The sequence below is a fragment of the Vibrio sp. V43_P6S15P86 genome, assembly GCF_009904725.1.
In the GTDB taxonomy this organism is placed as follows: domain Bacteria; phylum Pseudomonadota; class Gammaproteobacteria; order Enterobacterales; family Vibrionaceae; genus Vibrio; species Vibrio diabolicus.
The window spans coordinates 1-17,325 of record NZ_WXWT01000005.1; the positions used below are offsets into that span (position 1 = coordinate 1).

At 44.0% G+C, this 17,325-nt stretch carries 16 protein-coding genes; 8 read left to right on the top strand and 8 right to left on the bottom strand.

Annotation, left to right across the window (positions count from 1 at the left end; genetic code table 11):
• Positions 1 to 30 precede the first annotated feature (30 nt).
• The 3 genes from fabV (at position 31) to CAG69_RS00295 (ending at position 5,051) form a co-directional block, all read left to right on the top strand.
• Positions 31 to 1,230: an enoyl-ACP reductase FabV gene (gene fabV, locus CAG69_RS00285; protein WP_161442117.1), complete on the top strand. Its 1,200-nt coding sequence runs from the start codon at positions 31 to 33 to the stop codon at positions 1,228 to 1,230.
• 180 nt (positions 1,231 to 1,410) lie between these two features.
• Positions 1,411 to 3,324 (top strand): bifunctional diguanylate cyclase/phosphodiesterase, encoded by a 1,914-nt coding sequence (locus tag CAG69_RS00290; protein ID WP_161442119.1) that lies wholly within the window; start codon positions 1,411 to 1,413, stop codon positions 3,322 to 3,324.
• 71 nt (positions 3,325 to 3,395) lie between these two features.
• Positions 3,396 to 5,051 carry an ABC-ATPase domain-containing protein gene (locus CAG69_RS00295; protein ID WP_161442121.1) on the top strand — a complete coding sequence of 552 codons (1,656 nt, stop codon included), beginning with the start codon at positions 3,396 to 3,398 and terminating at the stop codon, positions 5,049 to 5,051.
• 82 nt (positions 5,052 to 5,133) lie between these two features.
• Here CAG69_RS00295 and CAG69_RS00300 read toward each other — a convergent pair whose 3' ends face one another.
• Positions 5,134 to 5,754, bottom strand: a complete 621-nt coding sequence (locus CAG69_RS00300) for a DNA-J related domain-containing protein (RefSeq protein ID WP_161442123.1) — start codon at positions 5,752 to 5,754, stop codon at positions 5,134 to 5,136.
• A gap of 202 nt (positions 5,755 to 5,956) precedes the next feature.
• Complete coding sequence (locus tag CAG69_RS00305; protein WP_005376329.1) at positions 5,957 to 6,796, bottom strand: isopenicillin N synthase family dioxygenase; 840 nt, start codon at positions 6,794 to 6,796, stop codon at positions 5,957 to 5,959.
• 242 nt (positions 6,797 to 7,038) lie between these two features.
• On the opposite strand from CAG69_RS00305, the gene CAG69_RS00310 reads away from it, so the two are divergent.
• A complete protein-coding gene (locus CAG69_RS00310) occupies positions 7,039 to 7,635 on the top strand; it encodes a DUF2238 domain-containing protein (protein WP_161442125.1) in 597 nt (198 codons plus the stop codon).
• On the opposite strand, the gene cutA is transcribed toward CAG69_RS00310, so the two are convergent.
• The 5 genes from cutA to CAG69_RS00335 form a co-directional block, all read right to left on the bottom strand.
• The gene (cutA, locus tag CAG69_RS00315) at positions 7,597 to 7,929 is read right to left on the bottom strand and encodes a divalent-cation tolerance protein CutA (protein ID WP_031780471.1); all 333 of its coding nucleotides are present in this window, start codon (positions 7,927 to 7,929) and stop codon (positions 7,597 to 7,599) included. The genes CAG69_RS00310 and cutA overlap by 39 nt on opposite strands.
• A gap of 14 nt (positions 7,930 to 7,943) precedes the next feature.
• Positions 7,944 to 8,195 carry a hypothetical protein gene (locus CAG69_RS00320; protein ID WP_053349877.1) on the bottom strand — a complete coding sequence of 84 codons (252 nt, stop codon included), beginning with the start codon at positions 8,193 to 8,195 and terminating at the stop codon, positions 7,944 to 7,946.
• A complete protein-coding gene (locus CAG69_RS00325) occupies positions 8,179 to 9,888 on the bottom strand; it encodes an SgrR family transcriptional regulator (protein WP_161442127.1) in 1,710 nt (569 codons plus the stop codon). Before CAG69_RS00325 ends, CAG69_RS00320 begins: the two co-directional genes overlap by 17 nt.
• Positions 9,889 to 9,967: 79 nt before the next feature.
• Positions 9,968 to 10,201: a DUF3389 domain-containing protein gene (locus tag CAG69_RS00330; protein WP_161442129.1), complete on the bottom strand. Its 234-nt coding sequence runs from the start codon at positions 10,199 to 10,201 to the stop codon at positions 9,968 to 9,970.
• Between the two features lie 6 nt (positions 10,202 to 10,207).
• A complete protein-coding gene (locus CAG69_RS00335; RefSeq protein ID WP_012842307.1) occupies positions 10,208 to 10,642 on the bottom strand; it encodes a hotdog fold thioesterase in 435 nt (144 codons plus the stop codon).
• 203 nt (positions 10,643 to 10,845) lie between these two features.
• Between CAG69_RS00335 and CAG69_RS00340 the strand changes: the two genes are divergently transcribed.
• Entirely contained in the window at positions 10,846 to 11,634 is a 789-nt protein-coding gene (locus CAG69_RS00340) for a M48 family metallopeptidase (protein ID WP_202600658.1), read from the top strand.
• Positions 11,635 to 11,707: 73 nt separating this feature from the next.
• On the opposite strand, the gene CAG69_RS00345 is transcribed toward CAG69_RS00340, so the two are convergent.
• On the bottom strand, positions 11,708 to 12,736 hold the full coding sequence (locus tag CAG69_RS00345) for a site-2 protease family protein (RefSeq protein WP_237668009.1): 1,029 nt from the start codon (positions 12,734 to 12,736) through the stop codon (positions 11,708 to 11,710).
• A gap of 422 nt (positions 12,737 to 13,158) precedes the next feature.
• On the opposite strand from CAG69_RS00345, the gene CAG69_RS00350 reads away from it, so the two are divergent.
• From CAG69_RS00350 to CAG69_RS00360, 3 genes are all read left to right on the top strand, one after another.
• Entirely contained in the window at positions 13,159 to 14,403 is a 1,245-nt protein-coding gene (locus CAG69_RS00350; protein ID WP_161442135.1) for an outer membrane protein transport protein, read from the top strand.
• 20 nt (positions 14,404 to 14,423) lie between these two features.
• Entirely contained in the window at positions 14,424 to 16,832 is a 2,409-nt protein-coding gene (locus CAG69_RS00355; protein ID WP_161442137.1) for a VolA/Pla-1 family phospholipase, read from the top strand.
• 135 nt (positions 16,833 to 16,967) lie between these two features.
• Positions 16,968 to 17,177: a YgdI/YgdR family lipoprotein gene (locus tag CAG69_RS00360; RefSeq protein ID WP_104973667.1), complete on the top strand. Its 210-nt coding sequence runs from the start codon at positions 16,968 to 16,970 to the stop codon at positions 17,175 to 17,177.
• The last annotated feature ends 148 nt before the right edge of the window (positions 17,178 to 17,325 follow it).

A 17,325-nucleotide genomic window follows, 5' to 3' on the forward strand; every position in this document is an offset into this window, starting at 1 on the left:
CAATTCCACTCATCGAGGATAGATAACAACATGCGAATAGACCCTTTAATTCAAGGTGTTGTTGCTCGCTCTGCTCACCCATACGGGTGTCATGCATCCATTAAAGAGCAAATTGAATACGTAAAACACGCCCCGCAGATCAAAAGCGGTCCAAAACGGGTTTTGATTATTGGTGCTTCCTCTGGTTTCGGGTTAGCGGCTCGTATTGCCCTCACCTTCGGAGGTGCTAAAGCTGATACCATTGGTGTCTCCTTCGAGCGCGGGCCTTCAGACAAAGGCGTTGGAAGTGCGGGTTGGTATAACAACATTTTTTTTAAACAAGAAGCAAATCACGCGGGGCGTACCGCCATCAATATTGTTGGTGACGCATTCTCTGACTCTGTCCGCAATCAAGTGATTGAAGCCATTGAAACGTACTTTGAAGGTGAAGTTGATTTAGTCATCTATAGCTTAGCGACGGGTGTTCGACCTAAACCAGAGTCTGATGAGTTTTGGCGCAGCGTCATTAAGCCTATTGGTGAGCCTGTCACTGGCGCTTCAATTATGCTGGAGAACGATCAGTGGGTAGAAACCACTTTAACTCCCGCAACAGAGGAAGAGGCCGAAGCCACTATCAAAGTGATGGGCGGTGAAGACTGGGAAAGCTGGATTGATACACTGTTTAATAACGACTCGATTGCACAAGGCTGCAAAACCATCGCGTTTTCTTACATGGGACCAGACGTTACGCACCCTATCTATCTCGATGGTACGTTAGGTCGAGCGAAAATTGACTTACACCAAACAAGTCACTCGTTGAATCTAAAACTTGCCAACTTTGACGGCGGTGCTTACGCAACAGTGTGTAAGGCGTTGGTGACGAAAGCCAGTGTGTTCATTCCTGCGCTAAGTCCCTACCTTTTAGCACTTTATCGAGTGATGAAGGAAAAAGGTACTCACGAACGTTGTATTGAACAAATGCAGCGACTGTTTACCACTAAATTGTACGATCAAGATAAAGTGCCTGTTGACGGCGAGCGTTTAATCCGAATAGACGACTTAGAGCTTGACCCGCAAGTACAGCAAGAAGTCCATGCTCTTTTAGAACAAATGAACGCCAATAACTTTAAAGAGATTGGTGATTACCAAGGCTTTAAAGATGAGTTTATGAAGCTCAATGGCTTTAACTTTGAAGACGTCGACTATTCGCAAGACATTTCTATTGAGTCGCTAAAATCGCTTAAACCTTAATGCTTGTTATCTGTTTCAAGTATGAGATATGTGATAACTATTCCTAGTCCTGAACACTTTTCAGGACTTTTTTTTGTTTCAAGCCCCAGCCACCCTATACTTAATTAAAAAGCGAGAACAAAATAGAGCAGTCTGCATTTTTAATTCACAGGAAGTGAAACCACGTAAAGGATGACCTATATGGGGAGATTGCAAACATTAGACTACGAAATCCCTGAGTCTATGCGAAGAAGTTGGCAGGAAATCGTCAACTTACTGGCTCAAATAACACACGTACCCACCACATTAATTATGCGTATCCATCCGGATCGCATAGAAGTAAATACATCTAGCGAAACTCTAGGTAATCCTTATCGTACTGGCGATGCAGAGCAGCTTGGTAACGGTTTGTATTGCGAGCAAGTTATAGAACAGAAAGGCGAGCTTGTAATCCCCAATGCGCTCGAAGATGAAGAATGGCAAAATAACCCAGACATCAAACTAGGCATGATTTCTTATTGCGGCTTACCGCTATTCTGGCCAAATGGGGAGACATTTGGAACAATCTGTATGCTTGACTCTGAGAGAAACGAGTACAGCGATAGTTACCGTCAGTTGCTTGAAACTTTCAAAGATTCAATCGAAGCACAGCTTTCAGTTGTGTACCAACAACATAAACTTCAGCGACTTAACACCGAGCTAAAGAGTCGAATTGAAAATCGTACCACGGATTTAGCCCAGTTAAGTTACTCCTTAACACAAGAAATTGATCGCCGTAAAGCCGCGGAAAAACAAGTGAGCTACCAAAAAACACATGATCAGGGAACTGGATTTCTAAATCGTTCTGCACTTGAGAACATTGTCCAATACACCTTACAGTCCCTTGATAGTGATCAGCAATCGCTTGTGGTCATCAACATTGGTTTTAGTAACGCTCGCAGTATTCAGACCAGACACGGGTTCGAGGTCTTTGACAACATTTTAAAAGAATTTCACTCCAGATTAACCAGACACGGTGCTAGCGGGTTTATCACTGGTAGACCAAGTTCGAATGACATGGTTTTATTGATTTGGGGAGAGGATATTGAAGCTCGGTTAAATCAACTATTAGATGATATCACTAAAATTAGCGTAGATGGATTTGTCTTCAACAAAACAGAAATACATTTGCACACGTATATCGGTATAGTTCAAGCTTACAAAGATTGCAGCAATGCTAAGCGTATCCTTCAACATGCATGTTACGCGATGCTTCTATGTAAAGAATCCGGCGAACCTTTTAGCTATTTTAGAGAAAATCATTCGGCGGATCTCAATAGTCACAATGAACTGGAAAGTTACCTTTTACAAGCAGTGCGTAACGACGATTTAGTGTTGTACTTTCAACCTCAAGTAGACTCCAAAACACGTAAATGGATTGGCGCAGAAGCCTTGCTTCGCTGGAGACACCCAATACTTGGCGACGTTTCCAACGAAGCATTGATACATATGGCCGAGCAAAACGGGCTTATCTTTGAAGTTGGCTCTTTTGTTCTTCGTACCGCGATAGACAAAGCGAAACAGTGGTCGGAGTTAATTGATAATTTCAAAATTGCCGTTAACGTCTCTCCAATTCAATTACAAAACGTGAACTTTGCGGAGCAAGTGCAGCACCTACTCGAATCCTTTCACTTACCAGCACATTTTCTCGAACTCGAAGTAACCGAGAGCGCTCTAATTGCTGATGAAATAGTAGCACGCACAACGTTAAATAAGTTGCACAAACTAGGTGTGACATTGTCACTTGATGATTTTGGTACAGGATATGCCTCGTTCAGCTATTTAAAGAAATATCCGTTTGATGCCATCAAAATTGATAAAAGCTTCGTCCAGCAAATGGAAAAGTCAGATGATGATCGCGAGATCATTTGTTCAATCATACACATTGCAAAAAAACTGGAACTCCAAGTCGTGATCGAGGGCATTGAATCCCCCCAACAAGAGCAGTTTCTTATTGGTGAGGGGTGTGATATTGGGCAAGGCTTTCTCTATGGTAAACCGATGCCTTGTAATGAATTTGAGCAAAGTTTGTTTAATCAGCGTCTTTCAGGCGGACAATACGCCTACTCTTCCTAAGCATTCTCTTTACTAAGGTGGCGGTGGTTTCTATAATCGCCGCCCGCTTCTATTAAAAGGCCAATATCTTCATGGATCAGTTGACTGCCACGCTTAAGAAAATTGAAAAGCAGAACTACCGCGCTTATCAGCAAATCAAAGGTCAATATGACTTCACTGATTTCACTTTGTTCATCGATCACGTACAAGGAGATCCGTATGCTTCCGCGTCACGTTTTCGTGCAACTCGCGCCTGGTCCTTGACTGGTCTGGAATGGTTAAAAGACGAGTCCCCTGCTTTTCAACGAGCAGCACGTGATTTTATTGCGCGCAGTTTTGAGCAGTTTGCTAAACAAGAAAACTCCGTATCCATTTCATTGAATGGCCAAACTGTGTTGGATAGCACCGCAGTATTGTTTACCGAGGAAGGTATTGAACTGCGTTTTCGAGTTAACTTGCCTGCTGAAGGTCGTTCGGTGTTAGGGAAAAAAGCCAACAACATACTGACTTTCCATTTGCCTAAGTTTATCCGTCGAGCGACCTTAGAACGTGAACTCGACAAAGCAGCATTGATTGAGCATTGCCAAGTTGTTGAAGACCAAGATGCCCTGCGTGCACAGTTGGAAGCCAATAACCTAGTTGCGTTTGTCGCAAATGGCAGCATTCTCCCTCGAATTGCTGGCAACTGTGATCTCCCAATGAAAGAGGCGGTTGAGTTCAAAGCCCCTGAATCGCTGCAAGTGACTTTACATGCGCCAAACAAAGGCCATGTCACGGGATTAGGGATTCCAAAGGGCATTACGCTAATCGTTGGTGGCGGTTTCCACGGTAAATCTACCTTACTGAATGCGATTGAGCGTTCGATTTACGACCATATTCCAGGGGATGGTCGTGAATACATCGTAGCTGATGACAAGGCAATGAAGATCCGCGCCGAAGATGGTCGATGCGTGCATCATTTGAACCTGTCGAATTACATCAACCATTTGCCAATGGGTAAAGATACAGCGGACTTTTCGACTCAAGATGCATCAGGCTCAACATCACAAGCCGCTTGGCTTCAAGAGTCTATTGAAGCAGGTGCGAGCACGTTATTGATTGATGAAGACACCTCTGCGACGAACTTCATGATTCGAGATGAACGTATGCAGGCATTGGTGGCAAAAGGTGATGAACCAATTACCCCTCTTGTCGATCGCATTGGTCAATTGCGAGATGATCTCGATGTCTCTACCATTATCGTTATGGGTGGTTCAGGCGACTACTTAGACGTTGCCGATACAGTCATTCAGATGCACGACTACCAAGCGGTTGATGTGACAGAAAAAGCGAAAGAAGTGATCGCTCAGCACCCTACTCAACGCCATAACGAGTCAGAAGAACGTTTACAGACCTTCCCACCTCGAGCACTGAACCGCGTTGCGTTGATGAATATTCTGACTGACGGCAAGTTCCGTGTGAATGCGAAAGGCAAAGAGTCACTTCGATTTGGCAAAGAGTTTACTGACCTTAGCGCTTTGGAACAGATTGAGTCCGCAGATGAAGTCAACACGATTGGCTGGTTATGGTTCCAAATCGCTCAGCTTCCAGGCTGGTGTCATCATCCAGCGAAGGAAATTGAAGAAATGCTGTCTGGTGAGTGGCATGCATCGCTCCCTAAGCAAGGGGACTTAGCCAAACCACGCACACTAGACGTAATGGCTGCGCTTAACCGCATGAGAAAATCTCAGTTTAAGCCATCATGCTAGTTTTGATACGCTGATTGAGACAATCCAATGAAAAAAGGCAGCTAATAGTTAGCTGCCTTCCTTTATCTTTATTCATACCGAATCATTCGTTTCTCAGTACATTCCACGCTTCACAAAGAACTCTAAATCTTTCTGCATCACCATTCTCTCTATCTGGGTGCCAACGAAGCGCGAGTTTTCGCCACTGCTTTCTAATTTCTGCGGGTGTTGCATCAGGGTTAAGCTCAAACAGTGAGAGTGCTTTTGTTTTATCCACACTGACTGTAGACGAACCACCAATGAATTTTTGATAAGTGGTCCAAAATTCATTCAACAATCGACGCACTTCATCTTCGTCCGCTTCGTAGTTGCGCCAATCCAGATAATATTCACGCAAAGGGTCGTTAATATCAACGATATGCCTCGAAGCTTCTAACGAAGACATCATCTGGATATTCATCGCTTCAACTTGCAGCCAGGCATCTGGGTAAAGCGTTTCTTGCAGTTGGTATAGCGCGTTCATGATTAAGAAATTTCGTTTGAATAAATCCTTATCAGGAGAATCATCCAATTTCGAAATGTAGCCCTGTTCACTCAACTTGCTTGCTAAGGTGTGAACTTTCCAATCGGAAGGCTGCTTTCTAAGAATTTCTAGCATTGGCCAAAGCAACGGGTTTTCTATTGCATGAGTCTCAATACTACTGACCGTGCGTTGTCCTTCCATTCATCCTCTCTGTTTTTAATATTGAAGCATCACACTAATCTCAGAGAAAGCTGCTCATCTGTACTGGTAAAATGCTTGCTGACGCGTGTTTCAGGCCTAATTTCTGTGGCACCGAATGAAGCGTGGGTATCATTTTGTACCATAAACAACAAAAGGCCGATAGTCATCAACCATCGGCCTTTGTAAGGAGATCACGTAAAGGTTAAATAACCCCTAGTTCACGTAAACGTTCCATAAGGTAGCTATGTGCGGTGTAGCGCTCAGACAAAACTACTTCTGGTTTTGGATGCAAGAACAACGGCAATGAGATACGCGACTTTTCTTGACGTCCACCCGTTGGATTGATTACACGATGAGTCGTTGAAGGAAAGTAACCGCCCGACGCTTCTTGAAGCATATCACCAATGTTGATGATTAAGTTACCAAAGTCACAGGGTACATCAATCCAATCACCTTCTTTGCTCTTTACTTGCAGCCCCGGCTCGTTAGCGGCTGGCAGAACCGTTAGCAGGTTAATGTCTTCATGCGCAGCAGCACGAATAGCGCCAGGCTCTTCTTCGCCTGTCATCGGTGGGTAGTGAAGAACGCGTAGTAATGTTTTGTCGCTGTTATTGATCATTTCTGACAACGCGATAGAAAACTTCTCTTGAACGTCCTTAGGTGCGTACGCTTCAACCCAGCCTAATAGCTCCTGAGCAAATGCATTCGCCCGCTCATAGTACTCTAAGATTTCAGCTTTAAGTTGCTCTGGGATCTGGCCCCAAGGGTAAACATGAAAGTACTCTTTGATGTCTTTCACTTTGTGCCCTTTCGCTACTTCAGACACAGAAGGTGGGAAGTAGCCATCTTGGGTGTCTACGTTAAAGTGAAAATCATTCTTTTGATCTGAACAGAAAAACTCATGCCAGTTTTTGTAAATTGACTCTACAAGCTCTTGTGGAATCGGGTGGTTTTTCAACACACCGAACCCTGTTTCGCGCAGAGAGGTAACGAACTGTTGAGCAGCATCGTCAGCAAGATAATCGACAGTTTCCAGTTTCATGGCTTTACTTCTTTTTTATTAGACTGAATCACGGATTCTATGGATGGGCATGTTGTAAATCAAACTTTAATGAAAAGTGCACGCGCAAACGTTTTAATGTTGAGCAGTTTGGCAATAAATCAACATTTTCAGTGATCAAAAACACCATCAAAATAACAATTGCACACCGTTCAATTAAGTGTAATCATTACCCAAGTCTATGGAGTCCCACTGTAAGATAAATTGAAGGATCAAGTAACTCTATGAAAAGCACCTCGACACTCTTAGGATTGACGATTTTTTATGCCATCGTGTTTTTATTTTCTGCGTTGGAACCTAACTCACGTGCAGTTTGGTTTGCGGAGATTATCCCGGCGATTGGTGTTCTTGTTGCTATTTGGGCGATTTCGATTCGCTATCAATTCAGTAATACGGCTTACTTTTTAATGTTCATCTGGCTCTGTTTGCACACTATCGGTGCGAAATATACGTTCTCCGAAGTGCCGTTTGACTGGTTTAACGACATGATCGGTTCAGAGCGAAATAATTTTGATCGCGTTGCGCACTTTTCAATTGGCCTTTACGCATATCCGATCGCTGAATACTTGATAAACAAAAAACGGTTCAACAAAGCGTTCTCTTGCTGGTTTGCTTTGTTTGCTATTATGTCACTTGCTGCTGGCTATGAGATTATCGAATGGTGGTATGCGGAGTTGGCTGGTGGCGATGAGGGAATTGCCTTTCTGGGCTCACAAGGTGACATATGGGATGCCCAGAAAGATATGTTGTGCGATACCGTTGGTGCAGTGTTGTCGTTATTCTTAATGTCGGCTCAACGTCGATTCTCTCAACCATTCTAAATAAGGGTTAAACCCATCAACAATTGGAACCTGTACGATTTGAGCGACCTCGTATTCGTGCAGGTTTTCTATTTTCTCTTCCACCAATTCATAGAGCTCTCGACGAGTTTTGATCACCAGCAACCATTCGTTGTCAGTACAAATCTCCCCTTTCCACACATAGTGACTTTCAATAGGCATCGTTTGAATACACGCGGCTAATTGGGCATCTAGCAAACCTTTAATGATCTGATCTCGATTTTTTTCGTTGCTGGTTGTGCTTAACACCATGCAGTAGTCATGTTTTATACTCATTTTCTAGCCCTTCATTATTTCATTGTCACTTTGCCGCCAATCATTTTGTAAGCAGGCGTTCCCCTCACTAGGGTATCTCTTGCAAATTCTTGCCCGCAACTGGGACAGATGCATGGGGTTTGTGTGAAATCGTCAACAATGCGTTCTTTGAAGCACTTGACCAGTGCGCCTTTTCCGCCTTTACGGTACTTGAATAGTTGAGTTTTACACTTTGAGCAATAGATATCGACGGTTTTCGTCGGCTGTTTCTTATTCGGTTTCGCCATGATTATTTTCTATATCAGGTTTTACCCATACGTTATTAAAGTCAAACCAACCTAAGGCATTACACTTTGCATTTTGTAAGGCACCGCTGTGGTCTTTATTGACACCCAACCAGCAGTGAAACATCGGAATCACCTGACAACTTTTTACCAACTGACGTCCTAACTCACGTGCAGGGAAGTCTGGATAAACACCAGCACGCCACTGATCAACGAGCTTCGCCCAGTCGCTAAAATCGTAACCAGAGCTGAACTTTTCAATATCACTATAATCTAGAAGCCACCCTGCCAAAGCATCATTCCGGTTCGTTGCAATGCCCATGGCTTTCACCCAAATATCCACTTCCTCCGGTGCGGGCGGTTGAGAATCATAACGAATAAACTCGACCTCTATACCGTGCGGTTTTAAGAGTGTCTTGATGGCCTTGGCAACTACTGGAAACATCGGATGCTTTTTTTGATACGCCACGGAAATCACCTTATCAGCCTGCGGCACGGTTCCCGCCTCTGCTGGCCTAAGGTCAATCCAACCTGGCTTTAGGCCAAAGGCTTGCAATACTCCCAGTTCCATCACTTTATCCTGAGGAACATGAGCATAAATTTGGTGACTGTTGAGAGTTTGTGATAGGAATTCTGCCCAGCGTGGATCTTTTGCAATCCCGGTGTTTTTGTTTAGTAATAGGAATGTACAGCCAGGATCAAGCTCGACTTCATCAGATGAACCTTGTTTATCCATCTTTGGCTTAGACAAGCTTGGATAGACCATTGAAGAGTACGCTTCATCAATTACCCATACCTCAACTTGGTCCAGCAAGGGACGAAAGCCAAAGTAGCCATCAAAAGCAGTCAAAATGAGACGCTTATCATCATTCATTTTAACTTGGAACGGCCCTGTCCCTATTGGTTGTCTATCGAAGTTTTCTGAACGCAAAGCGCTTGGTAGCAAAATTTTTGCTTGCGACTCACTCAGCGCCAAAGGCAGGTAGCGATCAGGACGGACGAGCTCAATATCAACGGTCCATTCCTGTGGTGAAGATACCTTTTTTATGTGAGAAAACAGGTTCAGGCTACTTAGTGCAAGCACACTTTCAAGTACACAACTGGTTGATAAGGGTTCACCATTATGAAAACGCACCCCACGACGAAGATAAAAACGCCAGTGCGTATCAGAAATGGCTTCCCATGTGTGGGCTAAATCTGGCTGAAGTTGTTCATTTTCATCAAGGCGAGTTAGCCCGCTAAAAATTTGTCTGGCGATGTGCTGTTCAGAGCGCCGCATCGGTTTCTGTGGGTTTAACATTGCCAATGGTCGATAATAAGGCAAACGTACCACCTGTTCGCCCTGTCGATGCTGAAGCCCTAAATAACCTTGGATAACCTGCGTCAATCGTGCCGCATCGTTATCAAGCGCATCTAGAGCCTGGCCAATTTTCCCTTCATCGAGATAACGCCTGGCGAGGTTTTCACTGACGTCGCTTCGATTACGTTTAAAAACGAGTTTCGAAAGTTTTCCTCGACCCGCCGCTGGATGCCATTCAATCCAGCCCTCCTCTTCTAATTTATTGAGAACAATACGGGCATTGCGACGTGTACAAAACAGCGCTTCGGTAATGTCTTCTAGCTGAACGTCCGTATCGTGACCGGCGAATTTTTCAAACAGTGTTTCGAACTGAACACGTAAACGAGGGCTACTCATAAAGAGGAAATTCTTATCTTATTGTTGATAAGCTCAGTTTCCTCATTTTTATCAAAAAGTGCAAACGTCACGCAGTAAATTATTGAATATCGATGCCAATTTCTCGTGCAAGATCGGCAAGTTGTTCCTCATTATCCAGCTTGATAGACCATTTACACTCTGCACCATGAGATAAAACAACGTTCGCTCCTCTACCCAGTAACTGGATAGAATCGATTTGCGCTTGTAAGGTCACCATTGCACTGCCGGAGAGCTTAATCACGATTTCACGCTGGGTTGCAATGATTTTTCCTAATGAAAACTCAATCACCATCTTGCTTTATACCGACTTCGTTTTATGTTGCTTCACTGCGATAGTTAAGCGACTGGTACACACTAATCGGCCTCGTTCATCAGTTATGTCGATTTGCCATACTTGTGTTGAAACGCCAAGGTGTACGGGTTTTGCCGTACCAATCACATGACCACTTCGCATTGCACGTACATGGTTCGCGTTGATATCCAAACCGACACAGTAACTCCCCTCATCGACAGAGAAATTCGCAGCTAAAGAGCCTAATGTTTCTGCGAGTACAACAGAAGCGCCACCATGAAGCATTCCTAAAGGTTGATGAGTAAAACTACATACAGGCATGGTTGCTGTAAGGGAGTCATCCGTGAAATCTGTGTATTCAATTTGTAGGTGCTCGATCAGGGTATTTTTTGACGTAGCATTCAGAATCTCTATGCTAACGGGCTTTTTCCATATACTCATTGTTTTACTCTTAATTTCACAAACTGGTTTGTCGGATTGTAACGATTTATTAGAGAGCTAGCATAGACTTTACTTAGGTCTAACTTCAAGGTGTAACATCTTGGCCTCCTTGCCAGTTGATGAATAATTTGATCCATGCATCATGTTGCTATTTGGGTATATACTATTGCTTCAAAACAAAAATAATTTAGATGGAGCCTATTATGAAGGTATGGATGAAAGCCTCTGCTCTTTTAACTATCGCGGGCTTAACGGCATGTAGCGCATCACCGACTGGCCGTAACCAGATCCTGATGTTTTCAGATCAAGAAATGTCATCGCTTGGCGCCAAATCTTTCGAACAAATGAAGAAAGATATCCCAATCAGCAAAGATCGCAAAACGAATGCCTACGTACAATGCGTTGCCAAACACATCACTGACACCATCCCTGCGCAAGCTGGATTTAAAGATTGGGAGGTGGTTGTTTTTGATAGTGAACAAGTCAATGCGTTTGCTCTACCTGGTGGGAAGATCGGCGTTTACACAGGGCTTTTAGGTGTCGCGAAAAACCAAAATCAGTTGGCAACAGTCATTGGTCACGAAGTCGCTCACGTCCTCGCTGACCACAGTAATGAACGTCTCTCACAAAGTCAGTTAGCAAATGCCGGGTTGTCTCTAGCAAACGTTGCCATTGGAGCTTCCGAGTACAAACAGTATCAACAAATGACGATGGCGGCACTTGGTGTCGGTGTTCAATACGGTGTTATCTTGCCATACGGTCGTACTCAGGAATCCGAGGCTGATATTGTCGGGCTGGAATTCATGGCAAAAGCAGGTTTCGACCCACGTCAAAGTGTCGATTTATGGAAAAATATGAGTGCTGCATCCGGTGGTTCTCAACCGCCTGAATTCTTCTCAACTCACCCATCACACAGTACGCGCATTAAAGATTTACAAGCAACCATAAATAAGTTGCCTGCGTATAACGCGAAAGCGCCAAAATGTGGCTAAACTTCTGCTACCAGTGTCTATTTTTCGCAAAAAAGCTCCCTAGGGAGCTTTTTTAATGGGTATAAGGAATAGTTTAAGTACCCAGTATCTGTAGTGGCAAGCTCAATAGGCTATCTCCAAGGGTAGCAAAATACCAAATGATAGCGACAAAACCACCGACAGAAACCAAGTACCAAGCAAGTGAGAAGAGTTGTCCGTAACGGGTTAACGGCAATAAATGACTATGATGTCGACCTCTCCATTCCATGACCACTTCTAGCATCCCCATTAACAATAAAAACCCTAGCAACGTCAGCCCGAAAGAATAGCTGATAAAAATACCCAACAAGGCAGCAGCTATACTGCCGACTAATCCAACCCAAGTGTTCATCGAGAAGGTAATGCTTTTGAGTACATGACCACCATCTAATGGCAGAATAGGCAGCAGATTAAACAGGTTGAGCAACGCGTTAAACACTGCTAGGCCAGCGAAGATCACCTCTCCAGTCATCCAATAAAGCAAAGTAAACGCGATGCTAAGAACTAAACCAAAAAATGGTCCCGTAATCGAGATAACCACATCTTGCCAGCGTGTGTTGATCTTTTCATCACTCAGCGCTAAACCGCCAAGAAATGGAATCAAATAGATGCCCTTGGTCTTCATTCCAAAGTACTTCATCGCTCTAATATGGCCATACTCATGGAAAACTAAACAGGCGATCAAAGCTAACGCGAACTCGATAGAAAATAGCCAAGAATATGCAGCAAGACTTGCAGATGCTAGCGCCACTTTGATTACTTTCGCACTCTTGAGTGCTTTCATCCCAAGCGATACTAGCCCTATCACACTTAAACGATTTTCCGTTGGCGGCTCAACTTCTGGTACTTGGCGTTCGATGTCTTTTTCATTTCGGCAACCTTCGCTAATAAGCTCATCGTTAATTGTGACCTTGTAACTCAATTCAAATGGTTGCCATGTTAATGAACACTCCAAATGGCATACCAGGACTTCTTCCCCTGCAGAGAGTCTAAACTGGTGAAGACAAGTGTCTGCAACATTATCACTGGCATCTATTTGGGACACCAAGGTGTTATCCCAATATAACTGCTGCCAACCAGCCATCGATCCTTCGAGCCTTAGCGAACGACCTAAAAATTCAACATTCAGTAATTCCAATGCGGTTCCTATTGCGTCTATTGAATAACTACATAGCGAGCGCGAATTATGCCTGTGAAGTGAAGAAACAGCAAAGCGAGCTATCTCTCGATTTGATCGTTATTTAACTATAAAGCTCGCAAAACAATTCTGGTCGTACCATTCTCTTCAAAAATATAACGATAATACATGCCCTTACAAGCCATCGTTTGACCTATGCATCATATTTAAAACGCAAAATACGCTCAAACTTTGACAAGTTATTAAACATACAATTAACATTACATTTACATCACCGTTGTATTTAGCGTATTAACAATTGGTGTAAGTACCACACAACAATTACAAGGACTTCGGTCCAGCATTATGACACCCTAGGAGGGTCAAGGATGAACAAGAAGCACTGCTCTCTGCTTACAATTTCAATATTGTTTGCGTGTAATGCCCACTCAGCGGGCTTCCAGGTAGCTGAACATTCGGCATCTGGTCTTGGTCGAGCATTTTCAGGTGAAGGGGCTGTCGCAGATAATGCCAGCGTCCTTGCTCGTAACCCTGCAGCAATGACACTTTTCAAAGAAGCTCAATTTTCGGGCGCGTTATCTATCATCGACCCTGAAGTCGATGTGTACGACACTGTAAACAATGAACACGCGAAAGATGTCGCCCCTTTACAGATCGTGCCAGCGGGTTATTACATCAGCCCTATCAATGATAACTGGGCTTGGGGTATCGGTATGTTCACAACATACGGTGTTGCCACTGACTATCCAAATGATATTTCCGCAGGTGATATGGCGGGTGACACTTCCCTACTTTCAGTAAACATCAACCCTAATGTCGCTTACCGTATCAACGAGTCTTTCAGTGTCGGGGGTGGTATCAACCTAGTTTACGCTGAAGCAGAGCTGACTCGCCACAAAGGCGCACTCGCCCGTATTTTAGGGGGTAATAAGTCCGATAACCTTGTCGGCATGGAAGGTGAAACTTTTGCTTGGGGTTGGAATATTGGCGCTTTGTACGAGCTAAATGAAAACAACCGTTTTGGCTTTGGTTACCGTTCTAAAGTTGATCTAGATTTTGACGACGGTGAGTTTAGTAGTTACGACTCAGGCCGAGCTCCATCACCAAAAGTGGATGGCCGTTTAAAAATCTCTCTCCCTTCAATTATCGAATTATCGGCTTTCCATCAACTGAATGAACAATGGGCAGTACATTACGGCTGGCAACAGACCGATTGGAGCACATTTAAAGAACTGAAAGCGACGAGTCCTCAATGTAATGATGGAACTGCTGGTCAATGTTTCTACAAACCAGAGAAATACGAAGACAACAACCGTTATTCTATTGGTGCAACTTACACCCTCAATGCGGATTGGACATTCCGTGCAGGTTTTGCGTACGACGAACAAGCAGGTGAAGCGACATTGAGTATCCCTGACAGTGACCGTTTTTGGTACAGCGCGGGCCTAACTTACGCAATGAATGAGAATTTAACTTTCGATGCAGGCTTTGCACTTGTTAAGAGTAAATCAGGCTCTTTCACTGAGACAAATGCTCTGGGTGAAGAGATTAAGTTTGACTCAGAAGGTACTGCTTACATCAGCGCGGTACAGATGAACTACACCTTCAAATAATGGGATTACGGAGTAAACCAATGAAACACACGTTTAAATTATCAATGCTTTGTTCTGCAATCCTTCTTGCTGGTTGTGGTGATAATACCTCCAGCTCTGGTACTTCCGACAAAGTTCAATTTGAAGATGAAGTCCAAGCATTGCTTGATCGCGAAACATCCATCAGTTTCACGCTTCAAGGAGCGAACGTAGATGTACCGGCACCGTCTTACTTATTAATGGACACAAGCGATGGTACGCTTGGTCTGCCAACTGATGGCGATGATGCATTAACCAACCCTAGAGCCTCGATGAATACGATGGATGGATGGTCAACGTCTATGCCAATCGTTCTGAACTTTAAAGGCGATGGTTTTGCAACGGGCATGTTGCCGTCTGGTGTTAAAGTCATCAAGATTAACCAACGCTTAACCGAGTGGGACGGTAAATCTAACCCAATCGAAGACGTTCTCGTTCAGAACCAAGACTACGTTGTTCAAGCAAAAGGCAACTCTCTATATATCCAGTTCTTGGCTGCGCTTGATGAGTCAAGCGAGTACATTTTTGCAGTAACACAAGATGTTACTGACGTGAATGGTGCGCCAATCGGTACATCAGCCAGTTACGCGACAGGTAAATCGAAAGAAATCGTTTATGAAACTGGTGCTCTTGCTTCTGTTCAAGCGGTGACACAAGCGGTTGAAGGCATTTTTGGTTTAGCTCAAGTTAACCCTAACGACATCGTTTACTCCTCATGGTTCAGTACCCAGTCTGTAGGTGATACGTTAGCGGCAGTCAAAGGAGTAACCGCTACTGGTTTTTCTACCGGCGCAAACACACTAAATACCGTTTACAAAAATGACTCAAACGAAGGTTCAGTTGACTTATCAACGGCCTACACAATAACGCTCGGTGAAACCCAAGACTTTAGCACTGCGCTAGACTCTGACGATGACTTTAGTAAATACATTAGCGATCTAGACGCAGCTAAAACGGCAATTAAAGGCCTTTACATGCAATCAGGTGCCAATGTAAGCGTGACACAAGGTGTGGTAAGACTGCCTCATTACCTGGAAAAAGGCGCAAGCTGGAACATGCAACCAATGGTATCTGCGATGCCAAGCCTAGCGAAGCTAAGCGCAGCATTAGCGGATCCGAACGAGCAAGCAAACATGGTTCAGCAGCTATCAACAGGCGTTTTTGCAAATGATCCTGTTGATGTGACAAAGCTTGCTACCGATCCTACAGAGCAGCTAAAACTTGTTGGAGCTAAGCTTACTCTTACCGATGGTACCCAGCTTGATAGTGAGCGTATCATTACTCGCTACTCGCCTGTTCCCGTAGTGAAATCGGTTGAAGATGTCGAAGTACTGGTCTTCACACCTAAATCTGGCGTCGCGACAGACGTTGTGATTTATCAACACGGCATCACCTCAGCGAAAGAGAATGCGTACGCGTTCGCGTTCAATATGGTAAAAGCAGGTGTGGCAGTTATCGCTATTGACTTACCTATCCATGGTACGCGCAGCTTAGATGAACAACGTTCCGCAAATGCGAATGTACTGGCTTATCTAAATCTTTCCAATTTAGCCGTTGCGCGTGACAACCTACGTCAAAGTGTTCTGGATGTGTTAGGTTTGCGCGCTAGCTTGGTAGTATCGGCGCAAGGCGGTCTTTTAGCTGGAGGTCCTCTGCAAGGCTTCAACCCAATGACGGGTTCAAAAGTCAAAATGCTAGGTCATTCACTTGGCGGTATTGTGGCTACATCTGCCGTCGCAGCAGCAAACAATACATTGGGCAGCCCTACTGCGGATGCGCTGTACACCTTTAGCTCTGCATCAGTACAGAACTCTGGTGGACAAATTGGTAATTTGTTACTAGGTTCAGACAATTACGGCCCTCAGATCAAACATAACCTCGCTTATGCAGCATCAAAAGACTATGCGAATTACGCTGATGCATCATGTGCGGATCTAGAAGATAAAACATGTTACGAAGCATTTGAGGCTGCGGCAACGGAAGCTCAAGTCGCAGCTTTAGAAGCTGGTTTCTCACAATTTATCTATGCAGCACAGACTACACTAGACACTGTCGATCCGTTCACAAACGCTTCAGATTTAGTGGCATCTGGTTCGCTAACGACACCATTCTTTATGACAGAGGTGGATGGCGATAGCACAGTACCAAACAGCGTTCCAAATGCACCATTCGCGGGTACTGAACCGCTTGCTAATAAGCTAGGATTGAAGACTGTGAACAGTACGGACACTACTGTGAATGCAACTGCGAGCTTTGTACAGTTTAATGCTGCTGCATCGCACAGTACTTTTGCTTCGCCAAATGGCACACTTTCTGATATTGACCATCACGTTGAGATGCAAATGGAAAACACAGACTTCTTAATGGATGACACTTTAACGGGTGTGACTAATACTTCCGTTCTGAAGTAATCGTATTACCTCTCTTACCAAAGCCCAGTTTCGACTGGGCTTTTTCGTTCTCTATCATAAAAAACCGTCCCGTATATCCTTTGCTATAGTTAAATCGGTGTCGTACCTAACTTACTTGTTTGAAAGGAAAACTCTATGCGCATATTCACTATAATGGCCACTGCTTTACTTCTTGCTGCATGCGGAAGTAGCCAATATCTTATGTCGACAAATGAAGGAAAAATTATTACTTCTTACGGTAAACCAGACCTTAACGAAGAAACGGGTATGTACGAGTATGAAGACATGGATGGGAAAGAAATGAGCATTTCAAAAGATCAAGTTGTGCAGATTATTGAACGCTAGCAATATGCCCTCTATATTTTTAGAGGGCTCTGCCCACACTTCTGAGCGCAGTTAATACTCCCAACGAACCTCTAACTTCCTCAAGAAATGAAGCAACCAATTCATCATTCAAAACAATCAATGCATTTTCTTATATACAGGTATTATT

Bases quoted from the DNA above. Each gene is read 5' to 3' on its own strand.
- CAG69_RS00320 (WP_053349877.1), bottom strand. From the start codon at position 8,195: ATGGCGAAACCGAATAAGAAACAGCCGACGAAAACCGTCGATATCTAT.
- CAG69_RS00295 (WP_161442121.1), top strand. From the start codon at position 3,396: ATGGATCAGTTGACTGCCACGCTTAAGAAAATTGAAAAGCAGAACTAC.
- CAG69_RS00325 (WP_161442127.1), bottom strand. From the start codon at position 9,888: ATGAGTAGCCCTCGTTTACGTGTTCAGTTCGAAACACTGTTTGAAAAA.
- CAG69_RS00290 (WP_161442119.1), top strand. From the start codon at position 1,411: ATGGGGAGATTGCAAACATTAGACTACGAAATCCCTGAGTCTATGCGA.
- CAG69_RS00310 (WP_161442125.1), top strand. From the start codon at position 7,039: ATGAAAAGCACCTCGACACTCTTAGGATTGACGATTTTTTATGCCATC.
- cutA (WP_031780471.1), bottom strand. From the start codon at position 7,929: ATGAGTATAAAACATGACTACTGCATGGTGTTAAGCACAACCAGCAAC.
- CAG69_RS00355 (WP_161442137.1), top strand. From the start codon at position 14,424: ATGAAACACACGTTTAAATTATCAATGCTTTGTTCTGCAATCCTTCTT.
- CAG69_RS00305 (WP_005376329.1), bottom strand. From the start codon at position 6,796: ATGAAACTGGAAACTGTCGATTATCTTGCTGACGATGCTGCTCAACAG.
- fabV (WP_161442117.1), top strand. From the start codon at position 31: ATGCGAATAGACCCTTTAATTCAAGGTGTTGTTGCTCGCTCTGCTCAC.
- CAG69_RS00345 (WP_237668009.1), bottom strand. From the start codon at position 12,736: ATGGCTGGTTGGCAGCAGTTATATTGGGATAACACCTTGGTGTCCCAA.
- CAG69_RS00300 (WP_161442123.1), bottom strand. From the start codon at position 5,754: ATGGAAGGACAACGCACGGTCAGTAGTATTGAGACTCATGCAATAGAA.
- CAG69_RS00360 (WP_104973667.1), top strand. From the start codon at position 16,968: ATGCGCATATTCACTATAATGGCCACTGCTTTACTTCTTGCTGCATGC.
- CAG69_RS00335 (WP_012842307.1), bottom strand. From the start codon at position 10,642: ATGAGTATATGGAAAAAGCCCGTTAGCATAGAGATTCTGAATGCTACG.
- CAG69_RS00330 (WP_161442129.1), bottom strand. From the start codon at position 10,201: ATGGTGATTGAGTTTTCATTAGGAAAAATCATTGCAACCCAGCGTGAA.
- CAG69_RS00340 (WP_202600658.1), top strand. From the start codon at position 10,846: ATGAAGGTATGGATGAAAGCCTCTGCTCTTTTAACTATCGCGGGCTTA.
- CAG69_RS00350 (WP_161442135.1), top strand. From the start codon at position 13,159: ATGAACAAGAAGCACTGCTCTCTGCTTACAATTTCAATATTGTTTGCG.